The organism is Streptomyces olivaceoviridis (assembly GCF_014650115.1).
Taxonomy (GTDB): domain Bacteria; phylum Actinomycetota; class Actinomycetes; order Streptomycetales; family Streptomycetaceae; genus Streptomyces; species Streptomyces olivaceoviridis.
On record NZ_BMUI01000004.1, the window covers coordinates 246,006 to 264,084 of the forward strand.

Annotated in this window: 15 protein-coding genes and 1 pseudogene; 8 read left to right on the forward strand and 8 right to left on the reverse strand. The window is 72.2% G+C overall.

Going from position 1 to position 18,079, the window contains the following annotated elements:
* Positions 1–2: 2 nt before the first annotated feature.
* From IE273_RS10305 to IE273_RS10315, 3 genes are read right to left on the reverse strand one after another with little or no spacing between them, the layout of a single operon-like run.
* Positions 3–1,385, reverse strand: coding sequence for a ferredoxin reductase family protein (locus IE273_RS10305; RefSeq protein WP_189814838.1), 1,383 nt, complete (start codon positions 1,383–1,385; stop codon positions 3–5).
* A gap of 59 nt (positions 1,386–1,444) precedes the next feature.
* Positions 1,445–1,897, reverse strand: coding sequence for an FMN-binding protein (locus IE273_RS10310; protein ID WP_014671611.1), 453 nt, complete (start codon positions 1,895–1,897; stop codon positions 1,445–1,447).
* A 28-nt stretch (positions 1,898–1,925) separates the two neighbouring features.
* Positions 1,926–3,284, reverse strand: a complete 1,359-nt coding sequence (locus tag IE273_RS10315) for a ferredoxin reductase family protein (protein ID WP_189814839.1) — start codon at positions 3,282–3,284, stop codon at positions 1,926–1,928.
* Positions 3,285–3,440: 156 nt separating this feature from the next.
* Here IE273_RS10315 and IE273_RS10320 point away from each other — a divergent pair, with 156 nt between their 5' ends.
* Positions 3,441–4,181 (forward strand): response regulator transcription factor, encoded by a 741-nt coding sequence (locus IE273_RS10320; RefSeq protein ID WP_014671609.1) that lies wholly within the window; start codon positions 3,441–3,443, stop codon positions 4,179–4,181.
* Entirely contained in the window at positions 4,178–5,650 is a 1,473-nt protein-coding gene (locus tag IE273_RS10325) for a HAMP domain-containing sensor histidine kinase (protein ID WP_189814840.1), read from the forward strand. Before IE273_RS10320 ends, IE273_RS10325 begins: the two co-directional genes overlap by 4 nt.
* A gap of 401 nt (positions 5,651–6,051) precedes the next feature.
* On the opposite strand, the gene IE273_RS10330 is transcribed toward IE273_RS10325, so the two are convergent.
* From IE273_RS10330 to IE273_RS10340, 3 genes and pseudogenes are all read right to left on the reverse strand, one after another.
* The gene (locus IE273_RS10330) at positions 6,052–6,756 is read right to left on the reverse strand and encodes a L,D-transpeptidase family protein (protein ID WP_189814841.1); all 705 of its coding nucleotides are present in this window, start codon (positions 6,754–6,756) and stop codon (positions 6,052–6,054) included.
* A 3-nt stretch (positions 6,757–6,759) separates the two neighbouring features.
* Positions 6,760–7,347, reverse strand: a complete 588-nt coding sequence (locus IE273_RS10335; RefSeq protein ID WP_189814842.1) for a pyridoxamine 5'-phosphate oxidase family protein — start codon at positions 7,345–7,347, stop codon at positions 6,760–6,762.
* Positions 7,348–7,478: 131 nt separating this feature from the next.
* Positions 7,479–7,919, reverse strand: a pseudogene (locus IE273_RS10340) (hypothetical protein); the annotation flags it as partial.
* A gap of 171 nt (positions 7,920–8,090) precedes the next feature.
* Here IE273_RS10340 and IE273_RS10345 point away from each other — a divergent pair.
* The 5 genes from IE273_RS10345 to IE273_RS10365 all read left to right on the forward strand — a co-directional run bounded on the left by IE273_RS10345 (position 8,091) and on the right by IE273_RS10365 (position 14,050).
* Positions 8,091–9,284 (forward strand): argininosuccinate synthase, encoded by a 1,194-nt coding sequence (locus tag IE273_RS10345; protein ID WP_189814844.1) that lies wholly within the window; start codon positions 8,091–8,093, stop codon positions 9,282–9,284.
* 114 nt (positions 9,285–9,398) lie between these two features.
* Positions 9,399–10,832 carry an argininosuccinate lyase gene (argH, locus tag IE273_RS10350; RefSeq protein WP_189814845.1) on the forward strand — a complete coding sequence of 478 codons (1,434 nt, stop codon included), beginning with the start codon at positions 9,399–9,401 and terminating at the stop codon, positions 10,830–10,832.
* Positions 10,833–10,923: 91 nt separating this feature from the next.
* On the forward strand, positions 10,924–11,895 hold the full coding sequence (locus tag IE273_RS10355; protein ID WP_189814846.1) for an aldo/keto reductase: 972 nt from the start codon (positions 10,924–10,926) through the stop codon (positions 11,893–11,895).
* Positions 11,896–11,978: 83 nt separating this feature from the next.
* Entirely contained in the window at positions 11,979–12,530 is a 552-nt protein-coding gene (locus tag IE273_RS10360; protein WP_189814847.1) for a TetR/AcrR family transcriptional regulator, read from the forward strand.
* Positions 12,527–14,050: an MFS transporter gene (locus tag IE273_RS10365; protein WP_189814848.1), complete on the forward strand. Its 1,524-nt coding sequence runs from the start codon at positions 12,527–12,529 to the stop codon at positions 14,048–14,050. The genes IE273_RS10360 and IE273_RS10365 overlap by 4 nt, the downstream gene beginning before the upstream one ends.
* Before the next feature lie 23 nt (positions 14,051–14,073).
* Here the strand turns inward: IE273_RS10365 and IE273_RS10370 are convergent, their stop codons facing one another.
* Both IE273_RS10370 and IE273_RS10375 read right to left on the reverse strand, forming a co-directional pair.
* Positions 14,074–15,711: a multicopper oxidase family protein gene (locus tag IE273_RS10370; protein ID WP_189814849.1), complete on the reverse strand. Its 1,638-nt coding sequence runs from the start codon at positions 15,709–15,711 to the stop codon at positions 14,074–14,076.
* Between the two features lie 145 nt (positions 15,712–15,856).
* The gene (locus IE273_RS10375; RefSeq protein WP_189814850.1) at positions 15,857–16,546 is read right to left on the reverse strand and encodes a lysophospholipid acyltransferase family protein; all 690 of its coding nucleotides are present in this window, start codon (positions 16,544–16,546) and stop codon (positions 15,857–15,859) included.
* A gap of 328 nt (positions 16,547–16,874) precedes the next feature.
* On the opposite strand from IE273_RS10375, the gene IE273_RS10380 reads away from it, so the two are divergent.
* On the forward strand, positions 16,875–18,050 hold the full coding sequence (locus tag IE273_RS10380) for a glycerophosphodiester phosphodiesterase (RefSeq protein WP_189814851.1): 1,176 nt from the start codon (positions 16,875–16,877) through the stop codon (positions 18,048–18,050).
* Positions 18,051–18,079: the final 29 nt, after the last annotated feature.

Here is an 18,079-nt window from a genome sequence, read left to right on the forward strand (position 1 = left end):
GCTCACATCTCGAACGACTCGTGGTGGATACGGCGGGCGGGCACCCCCGCCTCGCGCAGTGCCTCGTACACCGACTGCGCGAAGCCGGGCGGACCGCACATGAAGACATCGTGCCGGTCGATGTCCGGGATCTTCCGCCGGAGGTTCTCCGCGGAGATGTCCGGCCGCTCGCCCTCCGGACTGTTCACCGCGTACATCAGCCGGGCACCCCGCTCCTCGGCGATGGCCGCCAGCTCGTCCCACAGCGCCAGGTCCCGGGTGGTGTTCGCCCGGTACAGGAGCGTGATGTCACCGGCGGCACCGGGCAGCGTCTCGAACAGCGCCCGCATCGGCGTGATGCCCACCCCGCCCGCGACCAGCAGCACCTTGCCCCGGCTGCGGCGCTGCGCGGTGAGCGCGCCGTACGGGCCCTCCGCCCACACCTTCGTCCCGGGCGCCAGCTCGCGCAGCCGGGCGCTGTGGTCGCCGATCGCCTTCACCGTGATCCGCAGCATGCCGGGGCGCGGGGCGGCCGAGAGGGAGTACGGGTGCGAGCTGAACCGCATCCCGGGGGCGAGGAACCGCCAGCGGAAGAACTGGCCCGCCTCCGCGCCCATCCGGTGCAGCCTCCGCCCGCCGATCAGCACCGACACGATGCCCGGCGTCTCCTCGATCACCGCCTCCACGTACATGCGGTGCCGGAGGTTCAGCCGGATCGGGGCGAGGACCCGGTACCAGACCACCAGCGCGGTGACCGCGCCGTACAGGCCGTACCAGAACGTCCTGGCGGCGGGCTCCACCGCGAAGTCGTTGCCGGTGGTGATCTGGTGCCAGAACGTCAGGAACACCGCCGCGTAGGTCAGCAGGTGGACGTGGTACCAGGTGTCGTACGGCAGCCGGCGGCGGACCGGGCCGATCGACGTCAGCCCGATGACCACGAACAGGCCCGTGCCGACGGCCGCCTTGCCCATGTCCGGCAGCTGGCCGACGGAGTCGGCGGTCTGCTGGACGAGGTCGCCGAGGGACCTGCCGGCCTGGCGCGCGTACCCCCACATGACGAGGAAGACGTGGGCGACGACCAGGCACAACGTGTACCGGCCGCTCATCGCGTGCCAGCGGGCCACCCGGTCGGAACCGACGCGCCGTTCCAGCGCCGGGACGCGCGCCATCTGGAGCACGACCAGCGCCATGAGGTAGCCGGCCAGCAGACCGGTGATCCGGCCCGCGCCCAGGATGCGGCCGGTGTCGTCGGCGATGGACGGGGTGTCGTGCCACCAGAGCCACAGCACGGCCGCCGCGCCCGCCCAGACGGCGAGCAGCAGCGGTACGGCCGGGGAGCGGCGCGGGCGGATGCGGCGCATCGTCTGTCGGCGGGCGGCACGTCCGCCTGCGAGCGTGGTGGTCACGGTTCCTCCGTGGGGACTTGACCCATGGCCCACAGATACGTGTCGCACGGCGGGAGTGTTCAGAGCCCCGCCGAGTCCAGCGCGGACTGGAGTGACTGCCGGTAACCGTCACTGGTGTACGTGGCTCCCGACACCGTGTCGATCTGCGCGCTCTGCGCCGCCAGCGCCTCGCGCCGCAGCTGGGGCAGGGCGTAGCTGTTGATCTCCTGGTCGCGGGGGTTGTCCTGCGGGTAGCTGACGGCCGTGACGTCGGTGAGCCTGCCGTCCGCCACGGTGACCCGCACCTGGACCGGGCCCCAGCGGGTCTGCACGGTGTCTCCGGTGGCCGTCCTGGTCCCGGAGGCGGAGCCGGGCGCGGAACTGCTCGACGCGGCCGGGGACTTGGTGCTCGCCGTCGCCAGAGTGGGCGCCGTGTGCGGCTTCAGCGCCAGCAGCAGCACCATCCCGGAGACGGTCGCGGCACTCGCCAGCACGATCCGGCGCAGGGGGCGGTTCTTGTTCAACGCGTGCATGTCTGGCCCTTCTCCGTCTCTCTCCGGCTCACAGCTCGAACGACTCGTGGTGGATGCGGCGGTCCGCCACCCCGGCCGCCCGCAGCGCCCGGTACACGTCCTGGGCGAAGCCGTGCGGCCCGCACAGGAAGACGTCGTAGTCGCGGGCGAGCCCGGGGAAGGTGGCGCGCAACGACTCCGCCGTCAGGGGCGGGCGCTCCCCGCCCGGACCGTTGAGCGCGTACAGCACCCGCCCGCCGCGCCAGCGGGCGATCGCCTCCAGCTCGCCGCCCAGCGCCAGGTCCTCTGCCGAGCGCGCCCGGTACAGCAGCGTGACCTCGCCGGGCAGCGTCTCGAACAGCGCCCGCAGCGGGGTGACGCCGACGCCGGCCGCGACCAGCAGGGTGTGCCGGCCGGCGGCCCGGTCGGCGGTCAGGGCGCCGTACGGGCCCTCCGCCCACACCCGGGTGCCCGGGCGCAGCAGGGACACGGCCGCGCTGTGGTCGCCGAGCGCCTTGACCGTGATGCGCAGCAGGTCCGGGCGCGGCGGCGCCGACAGGGAGTACGGCGTCGACGTCCGGCGCATGCCCTCGGCGAGGAACCGCCAGCGGAAGAACTCGCCCGGCCGCGCTCCCAGCTCGTCCAGGTGCCGCCCCCGCACCACGACCGAGTACACGCCCGGGGCCTCCCGGTGGACGGAGTCCACCCGCAGCCGGTGGCGCAGGTTGAGCCGTACCGGGGCGAGGATCCGGAACCACAGCACCAGGGCCGCCACGCCCAGGTACAGCGCGTACCAGGCGGCGGTCGCGACCGGTTCGCCGTTGAACTCGTCGCCGAGGGCGAGCTGGTGCCCGAAGGCGAGGAAGACGGCCGCGTATGTCAGCAGGTGGACGTAGTACCAGAACTCGTGGCTCGTCCGGCGGCGCACGGCCCGCGCCGAGGTGACGCCGACCGCGAGGAGGATCACCGTGCCGGCGGTGGCCTTCAGCATCTCCGGGTAGTCGAGGACGACGGTCACCGCCTCGTGCCAGAGGGAGGCCCGGTCCTGGGCGGCGTACCCGGCGAGGATCAGCACGACGTGCGCGAGCAGCAGGCAGACGGTGTACCGGCCGGCCAGCGCGTGCCAGCGCGCCACCCGGTCCGAGCCGATGCGCCGCTCCAGCAGCGGCACCCGTGCCATCAGCCCGACCAGCACCGCGCAGGCGTACCCGCACAGCAGCCCGGCGATGCGCCCGGCCCCGGTCAGCCACCCGGCCGCCCCGACCACGGACCCGGTGTCCGCCCACCAGAGCGCGAGTACGGCCGCCGCCCCCGCCCACAGCAGGGCCAGCACGGGCCCGGCGGGGGAGCGCCGCGCGGTCACGGGCAGCGGCGGAGCCGGGGCCCGCCGTGTATCCACGGTGGTCATCTGATGTCGCCGTCCTTTCGTCCGTCGGCCAGGCCACTGTGCGGGGCGAAGCTCTGAATCAGCTCTGAGCGGGGCCCGCCCGGGCGGACTCACAGGAAACTCAGAGGCGGCCCGGTTCGCCCTCAGCGTCGCGGACCGGCGATGCTGGGAGGCGCCATGAACACCACCCGGTCCGGCCGCCCCGCCCTCACCCGCCCCGACGGCACCCCGCTGCGCGTCCTCGTCGTCGACGACGACCCCGACCTCGCGGAGGTGCTCACCGGGGCCCTGCGCTACGAGCGCTGGGAGGTGCGCGCGGCCGGCGACGGCGCCGCCGCCCTCGCCGCCGCCCGCGAGCTGATGCCCGACGCCGTCGTCCTGGACGTGATGCTCCCGGACACCGACGGCTTCGCGGTGCTGCGCCGCCTGCACGAGGTGAAGCCCGATGTGTGCGTGCTCTTCCTGACGGCGCGGGACGCGGTCGAGGACCGTATCGCCGGGATCACCGCGGGCGGCGACGACTACGTCACCAAGCCCTTCAGCCTGGAGGAGGTCGTCGCCCGGCTGCGCGGGCTGCTGCGCCGGGCCGGCATGGCCCGCACGCAGGAGGAGGGCCCGCGCCTGGTCGTCGGGGACCTGGTGATGGACGAGGACGCCCGCGAGGTGACCCGGGCCGGCGAGCTGATCGACCTCTCGCCGACCGAGTTCGAACTCCTGCGCTTCCTCATGCGCAACCCGCGCCGTGTGCTCAGCAAGGCGCAGATCCTCGACCGGGTCTGGTCCTACGACTTCGGCGGCCGGGCCCACGTCGTCGAGCTGTACATCTCCTACCTGCGCAAGAAGGTGGACGCGGGCCGCGAACCCATGATCCACACCGTGCGCGGCGCCGGCTACGTCCTGAAGCCGGTGACCAGGTGACCGCGCCGCGACGCCGTACGCTGCGTCCCCGCACCCTCCGGGCCCGGCTCACCGTCGGGCTGGTGACGCTGCTGGCGGTGAGCTGCGCGGCCGTCGGCCTGGCCGCGGTCGTGGAACTGGACGGCTTCCTCACCCAGCGCCTGGACGAACAGCTCGCCCAGGTCGGCACCCGCTTCCCGGAGAGCCTGGAGCACGACGGCCGACTGCCCGATGACCACGACGGCGACGAACACGCCGACACCCGCCGCATGGCCACCGGCACCTTCGGCGCCCGGCTGCTCAACGGCACGGTCACCCACAAGGGGCTCATCCGCTCCGGCGACCCCGCCGCCGACCTGAACGTGGACCTGACCGCGCGGGACGCCGACCGGCTGGCCCGGGTGCCGGCCGACGGCAGGCCCCACACCGTCGACCTGTCCGCCCTGCTCGACTACCGGGTCGTCGCCTCCCCGGGCCGGGACGGGGACGTGCTGCTCGTCGGTCTCCCCCTGGAGCCGGTCGAGGCCACGGTCCACCGGCTGGAACTGGTGGCCGGCGTCGTCTTCGGCCTCGCCCTGGTCGTCACGGGCGTGGCCGGAGCCTGCTGGGTCCGCTGGTCGCTCCGGCCGCTCAGCCGGGTCGCCGCCACCGCCACCCGGGTCAGCGAGCTCCCGCTGGCCAGCGGCGAGGTCGCGCTGCCGCCACGGGCCCCGGACACCGACCCGCACGGCGAGGTCGGTCAGGTGGCCACGGCCTTCAACCGCATGCTGGGGCACGTGGAGGACGCGCTCACCAAGCGGCACGCCGTGGAGGAGCGGCTACGGCGCTTCGCCGCCGACGCCAGCCACGAACTGCGCACCCCGGTCGCCTCGGTCCGCGGTCACGCCGAACTGGCCCTCCTGCACCCGGGCCCGGTGCCACCGGAGGTGACCCGCGCCCTGGACCGCATCACGGCCGAGTCCGCGCGCATGGGCGAGATGGTCGACGACCTGCTCCTGCTCGCCCGCCTGGACGCGGGCCGCCCGCTGGAACGCCGGCCGGTGGACCTGACCCGCCTGGTCCTGGACGCGGTGACGGACGCCCGCGCCGCGGGCCCCGCCCACCGCTGGACCCTGGACCTGCCGGAGGAACCGGTGACGGTGCCGGGCGACGCCCACCGCCTCCACCAGGCGCTCGCCAACCTGCTGGCCAACGCGCGTCTGCACACACCCGCCGGCACGAAGGTGACGGTCACCCTGGAGGCCGGTGCCGCACAGGCCACCCTCTCGGTCCACGACGACGGCCCCGGCGTCCCCGAGGACGTCCGGCCCACCGTCTTCGAACGCTTCACCCGGGCGGAACACCGCCGCCGGCCCGACGCCTCCGGCGGGGGAGCGGGCCTGGGCCTGTCGATCGTGGCGGCGGTGGCGGAGGCGCACGGGGGGAGCGTGGAGCTGGAGAGCCGACCGGGCGCGACGACGTTCACGGTGCGCTTGCCGGCGACGCCTTGACGGGGGCCTGTCACGGTGCCGGCCTGAAGAGCCCGGCGCATCGGCCGGAACGCCCCGGGCGGCCCCGTCGATCCGGGTGGCGATCCCGGCGCGGGTCGCGTCGTACAGCGTCTCCACCGCGTACCCGGAAGCGGTGGGGGAGGAGGCCGGCAGCCGCTGGTCCGCACCGACCGGATCCTCCAGCGGGACGAACCGGTGGCCGGCGTCCGGCGTGACCCGCACCCGGTGGTCCGGCGGCGGATTCGGGTGGGAGCGCCCCCCTCGCAGCAGTACACCTCGCTCAGGAGGATCCCGGCGCCGTCCGCCGATCGGCGCGGCGTCGTGCTCCTGCGCCATGTCCCCTCCCCGTCGGCACCAGGGCGACGGCGCGGTGCCCCGACGGAGTCCGGGCGCGGGACGCTTCAGTAGCGGCCGACCGCCGTCGCGCCCTTCTCCGTGCCGATCGCGATGTGCGGCTTCGCCGCCGGGTCGGTCCAGGTGAGGATCCGGCGCATGGCGTCCTGAGGCACCGAGACACAACCGGCCGTCGCCCCGTGGCCGTTGACGTGCAGGAAGATCCCGGCTCCGCGCCCCCGTACGGGCCGGTCGTAGTTGAAGGCGATGACGAGGCCGTACGCGTACTGGGTGCCGTAGTCGATCAGGTGCTCGGACTGGGCGGCGCGGCAGTCGGCGGGGAGCGGGTCGACCCAGCGGTTGTAGGAGCGGGAGTCGTTGTCCTGGCACCACCAGGAACTCTTCCGGACCGGGCGGTACGCGACGTGTGTGCCGGCCGGCGCGGTCTTGGTCCCGAAGCCGAAGGGAAGGCCGTACAGCCCGGTCGGTGTCGTGTTCGTGCCCTGCCGGCGGGTGGCGCCGTCGACCAGCCCGCCCGCCCCGAACCGGGCCGGTGCGGAGCCGGCCCGTACCCACTGGCCGTCCCGCAGGTCCCACCAGCTGACCGTGCCCGTCGTGGCCCCCGTGTCCGGGGCCTGGGCGACGATCAGCTGGTGGCCGCCGCCCGTGTCCGCCATCCCCGCGGGCAGCGGCACCGGGCCGCGGCCGGGCGCGGCGCCGAGCAGGGCGAGGGCGGAGGCGGAGACGAGGGCGAGGACCACACCGGGGCGCATGGCTCAGACGGTAGAGGGCGGCAGCGGCAACGGCAGCCCGGGTAGGCCGTCCAGGCTAGTGGCGATGTGCTCCTTCTTCTCGAAGTACGCGCTCAGCGAGACGTCGTCCTCGCGGGCGAAGCGCTTGCCGTGCAGCTCGCGGTCCTCCTCGTACGCCATGTGGGGGACGGCGTATCCGCAGCTGTCCCGGATCAGTTCGGCGCGTACCACGATGACCGCGCGCAGCCCGTGGAGGCTCGGGTCGATGTCCGGGAAGCGCGCGAGCAGTTCCGGGAAGCGCGGGTCGTCACGGAAGACGGGCTCGCCCCGGCCGTGCACGCGCACGATGTTCGGCGGGCCCTGGAAGGCGCACCACATCAGCGTGATCCGCCCGTTCTCCCTGAGGTGCGCGATGGTCTCGGCGCTGGACCCGGCGAAGTCCAGGTAGGCCACGGTGAGTTCGTCGAGCACGGTGAAGGAGCCCTTGAGGCCCTTGGGGGAGAGGTTGACCGTGCCGTCCCCGGAGAGCGGGGCGGTCGCGGTGAAGAAGAGGGGCTGCTCCTCGATGAACGTGCGCAGCCTGCCGTCTATGCGCTCATAGGTCTTTCCCATGTCTGACGAGTATCGGCGCAACGTCTTCGGCTGTCTGAGTAATTGTCCGACCTGCGTGGGGGAGTTCGCCGTGGCCGCCCCGGCCGGCGCTTCCCACGGGGCGGCCACGGCTGCCTGTCACCTCACCGGGTGAGCGTGCAGGCGGCCAGAAAGTCCAGCCCCGTCGGCCTGGCGGAGACGCGGCCGATGGCGATGGCGATGCGGCCGATGGTCGAGGCGCGCTTGTCCTTCAGCGGGCCGAGGATCGCGTTGTCGACGAAGTTCGGTCCGCCCTGGCCGACGGTGGTGGCCAGCCGGGTGTTCGCCTCCTTGATCTGGGTCTGGAGGAGGGTGAGGTTCCGGTCGACTTCGGCCTTCGCGGAGGCGGGAATCGCGGGGAGCCGGGAGGCGACGTCCGGGCAGGTGATCGTCCCGGGGCTCGCCAGGGTGCGGGCACCGGTCGTGCCGTCGCTCCCGGCGGGGGTGCCGGCGAGGGCGGAGCCGGCGATCACCGCGCCGGAGAGCAGCACGGCGGCGGCGCCGCCGATGACCGCCACGCGACGCTTGTCGTACTTCGGAAGAGCCCTGGACATGCGAATGCCTCACTCGGGTGGGGAGGGTCGTCGTCGGACGAACGCGGCGCCTGCGTTCGGCGGGGAGTACGAGAAAGCGGTTGCACGCGTTCAACCCCAAGGGAGATTGACGAATCATGCAGAGTTCTGCATACTCATGCATGTCAGCGAATGCACTGTGAGGAGAAACCCGTGACCGAGCGCGTCGTACTCGCCTACTCAGGCGGTCTGGACACCTCCGTCGCCATCGGCTGGATCGCCGAGGAGACGGGCGCCGAGGTCATCGCCGTTGCGGTCGACGTCGGCCAGGGCGGCGAGGACCTGGACGTCATCCGCAAGCGCGCCCTCGCGTGCGGCGCCGTGGAGGCCGAGGTCGCGGACGCCAAGGACGAGTTCGCCGACGAGTACTGCCTCCCGGCGATCAAGGCCAACGCCCTCTACATGGACCGCTACCCGCTGGTCTCCGCGCTGTCCCGGCCGACGATCGTCAAGCACCTCGTCGCCGCCGCCAAGAAGCACGGCGCCACCACGGTCGCCCACGGCTGCACCGGCAAGGGCAACGACCAGGTCCGCTTCGAGGCCGGCATCGTCGCCCTCGCCCCCGACCTCAAGTGCATCGCCCCGGTCCGTGACTACGCCATGACCCGGGACAAGGCGATCGCCTTCTGCGAGGAGAAGCAGCTCCCGATCGCCACCACCAAGAAGTCCCCGTACTCCATCGACCAGAACGTCTTCGGGCGCGCGGTCGAGACGGGCTTCCTGGAGGACATCTGGAACGCCCCGATCGAGGACATCTACGAGTACACCTCCAACCCGGCCGTCCCGCGCGAGGCCGACGAGGTGGTCATCAGCTTCAAGGAGGGCGTCCCGGTCGCCATCGACGGCAAGCCCGTCACCGTCCTCCAGGCCGTCCAGCAGCTCAACGAGCGCGCCGGCGCCCAGGGCATCGGCCGGATCGACATGGTCGAGGACCGCCTCGTCGGCATCAAGTCCCGCGAGGTGTACGAGGCTCCGGGCGCGATCGCCCTGATCACCGCCCACCAGGAGCTGGAGAACGTCACCGTCGAGCGCGAGCTCGCCCGCTACAAGCGGCAGGTCGAGCAGCGCTGGGGCGAACTGGTCTACGACGGCCAGTGGTTCTCCCCGCTCAAGCGCGCCCTGGACGGCTTCATCAACGAGGCGAACCAGCACGTCACGGGCGACATCCGGATGACCCTGCACGGCGGCCGTGCCGTCGTCACCGGCCGGCGCTCGACGGAGTCCCTGTACGACTTCAACCTCGCCACCTACGACACCGGCGACACCTTCGACCAGTCGGCGGCCAAGGGCTTCATCGACATCTACAGCCTGTCGTCGAAGATCGCGGCCAAGCGGGACCTGGCGTAACCCCGACGGGTCACACGCACGGGTTCACCTCACACGCATCAGCCTGACAGCCGCCTCCTCGCCTGGAAAGGTGGGGAGGCGGTGGCACACCTAGAGCTTCGAGGAGCAACGCAAGTGAGCAGCAACAGCGGTGACGTACGGCTCTGGGGCGGCCGTTTCGCCGACGGTCCGGCCGAGGCCCTGGCGAAGCTGTCCGCGTCCGTCCACTTCGACTGGCGGCTCGCCCCCTACGACATCGCCGGCTCGCGGGCCCACGCGCGCGTGCTGCACACGGCCGGACTCCTCACCGACGACGAGCTCCAGCGCATGCTCGCCGGACTCGACCGGCTGGAAGCCGACGTGGCCGCCGGCACCTTCGTCGGCACGATCGCCGACGAGGACGTGCACACCGCCCTGGAGCGCGGCCTCCTGGAGCGCCTCGGCCCCGACCTCGGCGGCAAGCTCCGTGCCGGCCGGTCCCGCAACGACCAGGTCGCCACCCTCTTCCGGATGTACCTGCGCGACCACGCCCGGATCATCGGCGGCCTGATCGCCGACCTCCAGGACGCTCTGATCGGCCTCGCCGAGGCCCACCCCGACGTGGCGATGCCCGGCCGCACCCACCTCCAGCACGCCCAGCCGGTGCTCTTCGCCCACCACGTCCTGGCCCACGTCCAGTCCCTCACCCGGGACGCCGAGCGGCTGCGCCAGTGGGACGAGCGGACGGCCGTGTCGCCGTACGGCTCCGGCGCGCTCGCCGGCTCCTCCCTGGGCCTGGACCCGGAGGCGGTCGCGCGCGACCTCGGCTTCGAGCACGGCAGCGCCGCCAACTCCATCGACGGCACAGCCTCCCGCGACTTCGTCGCCGAGTTCGCCTTCATCACCGCGATGATCGGCGTGAACCTCTCCCGGATCGCCGAGGAGATCATCATCTGGAACACGAAGGAGTTCTCCTTCGTCACGCTGCACGACGCGTTCTCCACGGGCTCGTCGATCATGCCGCAGAAGAAGAACCCGGACATCGCCGAGCTGGCCCGGGGCAAGTCCGGCCGTCTGATCGGCAACCTCACCGGGCTCCTCGCCACCCTCAAGGCCCTGCCGCTCGCCTACAACCGCGACCTCCAGGAGGACAAGGAGCCGGTCTTCGACTCCTGTGACCAGCTGGAGGTGCTGCTCCCCGCCTTCACCGGCATGGTCGCCACCCTCACCGTCCACCGCGAGCGCATGGAGGAACTGGCCCCGGCCGGCTTCTCCCTCGCCACCGACATCGCCGAGTGGCTGGTCAAGCAGGGCGTGCCGTTCCGCGTCGCGCACGAGGTCGCGGGGGAGTGCGTCAAGGTCGCCGAGGCGGAGGGCAAGGAACTGGACGACCTCACGGACGAGCAGTTCGCGAAGATCTCCGCGCACCTCACTCCGGAGGTCCGCTCCGTCCTCAACGTCCCGGGCGCCCTCGCCTCCCGCAACGGGCGTGGCGGTACGGCCCCCAGCGCGGTGGCCGTCCAGCTCGCGGAGGTCAAGGCGGACGTGGCGCGTCAGCACCAGTGGGCGCAGGCGAAGAAGCAGGGCTGAGGGCAGCGCCCCGCACCTCCACCGCGATCACCGGGGCGTCGCGGGTTACGTTGGTCGCGAGCCTCACCGAGCCGACCGAACGGAGCCCGCGATGCCCTTCGCGCGACTGGCCACAGTCACGACCCCCACCTGCCACATCGGACTCGGCCTGGCCGCAGTGGGCCGCCCCGGCTACATCAACCTCGGCCGCGACGAGGACCTCGGGGAGGACCGCAGCGTCGAAGCACTGCGCACCCGGACCCACGAACTCCTCGACGCCGCCTACGCCCAGGGCGTCCGCTACTTCGACGCCGCCCGCTCCTACGGCCGCTCCGAGGAGTTCCTCGCCGACTGGCTCGGCGCCCACCCCGAGGTCGACGACGTGGTCGTCGGCAGCAAATGGGGCTACACCTACACGGCCGGCTGGTCCACCGACGCGGAGCGGCACGAGGTCAAGGACCACAGCCTCGCCACCTACGAACGGCAGCGCGCCGAGACCGACGCCCTGCTCGGCGACCGGCTCGACCTCTACCAGATCCACTCGGTGACCCCGGACAGCCCGGCCCTCACCGACAAGGACCTGCACGCCAGGCTGGCGGAAGCCGCCGCGCAGGGCCTCACCGTCGGCTTCTCCACCAGCGGCCCCGCCCAGGCCGACGCCATCCGCGCCGCCCTCGCGGTCACGGTCGACGGCGAGCCCCTCTTCCGTACCGTGCAGTCGACCTACAACGCCCTGGAGGCGTCGGCCGGTTCCGCCCTCGCCGAGGCGCACGACGCCGGGCTCACCGTGATCGTCAAGGAGGGCATGGCGAACGGCCGGCTGGCCGGGCCGCACGCCCCGGACGCGCTGAAGGCCGTGGCCGACGCGACCGGAATGGGCTGTGACGCGGTCGCCCTCGCCTGGATCCTGCGCCGGCCCTGGGTCGCAGTCGTCCTCTCCGGCGCCGCGACCGTCCCGCAGCTGCTCTCCAACCTCCACGCCCCCGCCGTCGACCTCGATGAGGACCAGCTGACCCGCCTCGACACGCTGGCGGAGGACCCGGGCGCCTACTGGGAGCGGCGCGGACAGCTCCCCTGGCACTGACGCACACCGTTCCGGCACGGCATCCATGAGGCAGCCACGCCCATCGTGAGACACAGATGTCTCACTTGGGCTATTCTTGTCTCATGGCCCTCGATCGTGACCACGTGCTGCGCAGCGCCGCCGCCCTGCTGACCCGCAAATCCACCGCGACCATGGACGAGGTCGCCAAGGCCGCGGGGATCAGCCGGGCCACGCTGCACCGCCACTTCGCCGGCCGGGACGCGCTGGTGCGGGCGCTGGAGCAGCTCGGCATCGCGGAGTGCGAGGGGGCGCTGGACCGGGCCCGGCCGGAGGAGGGGTCCGCCGCCGAGGCCGTCCGCAGGCTCGTCCGCGAGATCCAGCCGGCCGCCGGACTGCTCGCGTTCCTCTACGGCGAGAACCAGCTGTGGGAGGGCGACCGGCAGAACGAGGGCTGGCAGCGCCTGGACGCCCGGATGGGCGCCCTGTTCCAGCGTGGACAGCGCGACGGCGAGTTCCGCATCGACCTCAGCCCGGTCTGGCTCACGGAGGCGCTGTACGGACTGATCGCCTCCTGCGCCTGGGCCACCCTGGACGGCCGCGTGGCCTCCCGGGACTTCCCGACCATGATCGCCGAGTTGTTGCTCGGCGGCGCTCTGCGAAGAGAGGAACCATGACCAGCACCGTGCAGCCGGCACAGGCGACCGGGGCGGTGAGGCGCCCGGGCCGCTGGCTCGCGCTCTCCGTCCTCGTCCTGGCCGTGCTGCTGGTGGCCGTCGACGCCACCGTCCTCGGCCTGGCGACCCCCTACATCAGCGAAGACCTGAACCCCTCCGGCACCCAGCTGCTGTGGATCGGCGACGTCTACTCCTTCGTCATCGCCGGTCTGCTGGTCTCCATGGGCAGCCTCGGCGACCGCATCGGCCGCAAGCGGATCCTGCTGGGCGGGGCCACGGCGTTCGGCGCCGTGTCCGTACTCAACGCCTACGCGACGACACCCGAACTGATGATCCTGGCCCGGGCGCTGCTCGGCGTCGCCGGCGCGACCCTGATGCCCGCCACCCTGGCCCTGATCCGCAACATCTTCCACGACCCGCGCGAGCGCAGCCTGGCCGTCGGCATCTGGGGCGCCACCGCCTCCGCCGGTACGGCCGTCGGCCCGATCGTCGGCGGATTCCTGCTCGAACACTTCTGGTGGGGCTCGGTCTTCCTGATCAACCTGCCGGTGATGGCGATCCTGGTCCTGGTCGGCATCCGCACCCTGCCCGAGTCCCGCAACCCGAACCCGGGCCCCTGGGACCTGAGCAGCGTCCTGCTCTCGCTGGTCGGCATGATCGCCCTGGTCTACGCGGTCAAGGAGGCCGCCACCCACGGCCTGACCCGGACGACCCTCGGCACCGGCCTGCTGGGCGCGGCGGCCCTGTACGGCTTCGTCCACCGCCAGCTCACCATGCCGGTCCCGCTGCTGGACATGCGGCTGTTCAGGCGCCGTGGCTTCAGCGGTGCGGTCCTCGCCGACCTGCTGACCGTCCTCGGCATGTCGGGCCTGGTGTTCTTCCTCTCCCAGTACCTGCAACTCGTCCAGGGCCGACGCCCGTTCGAGGCGGGCCTGGCCGAACTGCCCGCCGCGGTGGGCGCGGTGACGGCCGGTCTGGTCGCGGGCCGGGTCGCCCGGCGCTTCTCGGTCCGGGCGGTGGTCTCCGGCGGCCTGGCCGCGGTCGGCGTCGCCCTGGCCGCGCTGACGACGCTCGGCGAGTCCACCGGCTACCCGGCCCTCGGTGCCGCCCTGCTGGTCGTGGGCGTCGGTGCGGGCTTCTCCTTCACGGTGACCGCCGACGTCATCCTGTCCAGCGTCCCCAGGGACCAGGCGGGCGCGGCCTCGGCGGTGTCCGAGACGGCGTACGAACTGGGCGCCGCCCTGGGCATCGCCCTGCTGGGCTCCATCGTGACCGGCGTCTACCGCGGCTTCACGGGCCCGTCCGGCACCCCGGCCGGCGCCCACGAGTCCCTGGGCGCGGCGGTGCGGGCGGCGGCGCACCTGTCCCCGTCCCGGGCACAGGCCCTTCTGGACGCGGCCCGGGAGAGCTTCGTCCACGGTCTCCACCTGGCCTCCGGAGCAGGAGCGGCAGTCCTCCTGACGGCGTCGGCGGCGGCCTGGTTCCTGCTGAGGGACCAGGAACTGGAGAGCACCGGCTGAGGCGGTCCGGGACCACCCCCACGTCACTTCTTGTAACCGAGCACCGTCATCATGCCGCTCTCCGAGTGGTACTGGTTGTGACAGTGCAGCATCCACAACCCGGGGTTGTCGGCGTCGAAGTCGAGCACCAGCTTCCGGTGCGGCAGCACCAGCGCGGTGTCCTTGCGCGCCCCCACGGCATCCAGCCCCGTCAGCGAGAACGTGTGCCCGTGCAGGTGCATCGGGTGCCACATGCCCGTGGCGTTGATGAGGGTGAGCCGCACCCGTTCACCGGCGCGGACCGGGTGGCGCTGCTGCGGCGAGTAGGGCTTGTGGTCGAATCCCCAGTCGAACTTCTGCATGGTGCCGGTGATCCTGATGCGGATCTCCCGGTCGGGGTCCCGGTCGCCGAGGGCCACGGAGTCGGCGGGCAGGAGACGGCGCGCGGGGACGGTGTTCCCGTCGAGTTCGTCCGGGTGGACGTCGGCCGGGGGAAGCTTCTTGCTCCCCTTGCCGGTGCGCAGGACGGCGACGGCCCTGCCCTTCTTGCCCTCGGGCAGGGCGACCAGGGGGAAGACCCCGTCCCGGGCGGTGATCAGCACGTCGTACCGCTCCGCCATGCCGACGAGGAGCGCGTCGGTCCTCTTGTGCTTCACGGGATAGCCGTCGGTGTGGGTGACGGTCATCGTGTGGTCGCCCAGCGCGACCCGGAAGGCGGTCTCCGAACCGGCGTTGATGATGCGCAGCCGCACCCGGTCGCCGGGGCGGCAGCGGAACACCGACGGATTGTCGGGCAGGCGCCCGTTGACCAGGTAGTACGGGTAGGCGACGCTGCCGCCCTCCCCGTGCAGCATGCGGCTGTGGGAGTTGTGCAGCACCCGGTTGGGGCCCGTGGACTTCCGCGCGGACTTCTTGGCCCCCGACGGGTGCGCGTCCGGTCCGTGCGCGCCCGTGCCGTCGTGGCCGGGGCCCATGGCCATGCCCCCCATGTCCATGGAGCCGCCGGGCTTGAGCTGGCCCAGGACGTCCTCGGGCGTGGAGCCCTGCACGCCGTCGAGCCAGTCGTCCAGGACGACGACCCACTCCTTGTCGTACGAGAGGGGCTCCTTGGGGTCGTCGACGATGAGCGGCGCGTACAGGGCCCGGTCGGGCTGCATGCCCACGTGGGAGTGGAGCAGGTAGGTGCCCGGGTGCTCGGCGACGAAGCGGTAGCGGAAGTCCGCCCCGGGGTGGATGGCCCGCTGCGTGAGGTCGGGCACGCCGTCCATGTCGCAGCGCAGCCGCACCCCGTGGGAGTGCAGCGTGGTCGTGGCGGGCAGCCGGTTGGTGAGCGTCAGGTCGAGCACGTCACCGGCCGTGACCCGCACCAGCGGGCCGGGCACCTCCTCGTTGTACGCCCACGTGCGGACCGATCGCCCGCCCAGGTCCAGTCTGGCCTCGGCGGCGGTGAAGCTGAAGACGCGTTCGCGGCCGGGCCCGCGTCTCCGCTCGGCGGCCAGGACTTCCGGATCCGACGGGTTGACGTACCCCCGGGGTCCGGCCGGGACGAACTTCTCCCCGCCATTCGAGTGTTGGGGGCCGGAACTGGGCTCGAAACCGGAGCTGGTGCAGGCTGCCAGGAATCCCGCGCCGGCGACGGCGACCGGGGTACGGAGCAGAGTACGCCGAGAAGGTTTGGACATGTCTGAATCAGACATGTTGTGTGGTCATATGGCCGTCTGATACGGCCGAATGCCCGATGTGTCGGCGGCAGATTCCACCGGCAGGCGGACGGCAGCCGGCACAACACCGGCCCGCCGAGGGGTCCGGAGACCACCCGGCAAGGACCTAGGCGGCCTTCGCCTTCGTGGCGTACATGTCCACGTACTCTTGCCCGGACAGCCGCATCACCTCGGTCATCACCGAGTCCGTCACCGCCCGCAGCACGTACCGGTCCCGGTCCATGCCGTCGTACCGCGAGAACTCCATGGGCTCGCCGAACCGGACGGTGACCCGGCCGGGCCGCGGGATGCCCCGGCCCCCCGGCTGGAGCTTGTCCGTGCCGATCATGGCGAACGGCACCACCGGCGCGCCGGTCATCAGGGTGAGGCGGGCGATACCGGTGCGGCCCCGGTACAGGCGCCCGTCGGGCGACCGCGTGCCCTCCGGGTAGATCCCGAAGATCCTGCCCTCCTCCAGGACGCGCCGTCCGGTCATCAGCGCGGCCACCCCGCCGCTCGCCCCGTCCCGGTCCACCGGGATCATGCCGACGCCGGTGAAGAACCAGGCCATCAGCCGGCCCTTGACGCCCTTGCCGGTGACGTACTCGTCCTTGCCGATGAAGAACACCTGCCGCTTGCTGACCAGCGGCAGCACCATCGAGTCGATGAACGTGAGGTGATTACCGGCCAGAATCACCGGACCGTCGCCGGGGATGTTCTCCACGCCCTCCACCTGTAGGCGGAACATCAGGCGCATGATCGGTCCGAGCACTGCCTTGATGAGCGCGAAGCGGGACAACGGGTCCTCCGATGTCAAAGGGGGCGATATGAGTCTGTGCAGGTGAGGACATTACTCGCGGCGCCGGGCCGCGCGCACATCGGGGACGACCGGTTCACCGAGGTCTTACGAAGTGTTGACGCGCATTTACCTGCGGTGGCGCGCACAGGACGGCGCGTAACCGCCTTGCGCCGATGTGACGGACATCGCGCCGGACGGGGGCCGCCGCCTCCGACGACTCGTCACCCTCCGCCGTCCGCAGGACATCCGACAGCACCCGGGTGTTCGGACCGGGGCCTCCCTCTCGCCATGTGCACGCCCCTACGATCGGGCCGCACCGATGGACGAATGCGGCAGGAGGGCGCTCATGGACGGCGACCAGGCGAACGGGCAGACGCAGGGAACGGGACGGCGGGCGCTCCTCGGCGCCGCGGTGCTCGGCGCGGGCGGAGCGGTCCTCGGACTGTCCGGCACCGCCCGGGCCGCCGAGTCCCGCACGGCCGGACACGGTGGCCGCGGGCTGAAGAGCCTGCCGGTGCCGACGATCATCGGCCACCGTGGTGCCAGCGGCTACCGCCCCGAACACACCTTCGGCTCGTACGAGCTGGCCCTGGACCTGGGTGCCGACGTGGTCGAGGCGGGCGACCTGGTGCCCACCAAGGACGGTCACCTGGTCTGCCGGCACGAGCCGGAGATCGGCGGCACGACGGACGTCGCCTCCCACCCGGAGTTCGCCGACCGCAGGACCACCAAGGTGCTCGACGGGGTCCCCACCACCGGCTGGTTCACCGAGGACTTCACGCTCGCGGAGCTGAAGACGCTGCGCGCCGTCGAGCGCATCCCGGCCAACCGGCCGCACAACACCCTCTACGACGGCCGCTGGGAGATCCCCACCTTCGAAGAGGTCCTGCGGTGGCAGGACGAGCAGACCCGCAAGCGCGGCAAGCAGGTCTGGATCTACCCGGAGACCAAGCACCCCACGTACTTCCGCAAGCTGGGCCTCGGCCTGGAGGAGCGGGTGGCCAAGCTGCTGCACAAGTACGGCAAGGACGGCCGTAACTCCCCGGTCATCCTCCAGTCCTTCGAGCCGAGCAGCATCCAGCGGCTGAACCGGCTGGTCGACAACCCGCTCGTCGTCCTGCTCTCCTCGGCGAACAGCCGCCCGTACGACTTCGTCGAGGCGAACGACCCGCGTACGGTCGCCGACCTCGTCACGCCCAAGGGCCTGCGCGAGATCGCCGGTTACGCCCAGGGCATCGGCCCGACCCTGGACCTGGTCATCCCGAAGAAGGCGGACGGCACCCTGGCCGAGCCGACCACGCTGGTCTCCGACGCGCACAAGGTCGGCCTGGTCCTGCACCCCTACACCATGCGGAACGAGAACCCCTTCCTGCCGGCCGAGTACCGCAAGGGCACCGCGGCCGACGCCTACGGCGATGTCTTCGGCGCCTTCAAGACGTACTTCGCGACCGGGATCGACGGCGTCTTCACCGACAACGCCGACACCGGACTGCTCGCCCGCGCCGACTTCCTGAAGGGCTGACGGCCCCTTCCGGACGACCGCCAGCGGCC

Coding starts and splice junctions, on each gene's coding strand:
- IE273_RS10310 (WP_014671611.1), bottom strand. CDS start 1,897: ATGCACGCGTTGAACAAGAACCGCCCCCTGCGCCGGATCGTGCTGGCG.
- IE273_RS10315 (WP_189814839.1), bottom strand. CDS start 3,284: ATGACCACCGTGGATACACGGCGGGCCCCGGCTCCGCCGCTGCCCGTG.
- IE273_RS10320 (WP_014671609.1), top strand. CDS start 3,441: ATGAACACCACCCGGTCCGGCCGCCCCGCCCTCACCCGCCCCGACGGC.
- IE273_RS10330 (WP_189814841.1), bottom strand. CDS start 6,756: ATGCGCCCCGGTGTGGTCCTCGCCCTCGTCTCCGCCTCCGCCCTCGCC.
- IE273_RS10335 (WP_189814842.1), bottom strand. CDS start 7,347: ATGGGAAAGACCTATGAGCGCATAGACGGCAGGCTGCGCACGTTCATC.
- IE273_RS10355 (WP_189814846.1), top strand. CDS start 10,924: ATGCCCTTCGCGCGACTGGCCACAGTCACGACCCCCACCTGCCACATC.
- IE273_RS10360 (WP_189814847.1), top strand. CDS start 11,979: ATGGCCCTCGATCGTGACCACGTGCTGCGCAGCGCCGCCGCCCTGCTG.
- IE273_RS10365 (WP_189814848.1), top strand. CDS start 12,527: ATGACCAGCACCGTGCAGCCGGCACAGGCGACCGGGGCGGTGAGGCGC.
- IE273_RS10370 (WP_189814849.1), bottom strand. CDS start 15,711: ATGTCCAAACCTTCTCGGCGTACTCTGCTCCGTACCCCGGTCGCCGTC.
- IE273_RS10380 (WP_189814851.1), top strand. CDS start 16,875: ATGGACGGCGACCAGGCGAACGGGCAGACGCAGGGAACGGGACGGCGG.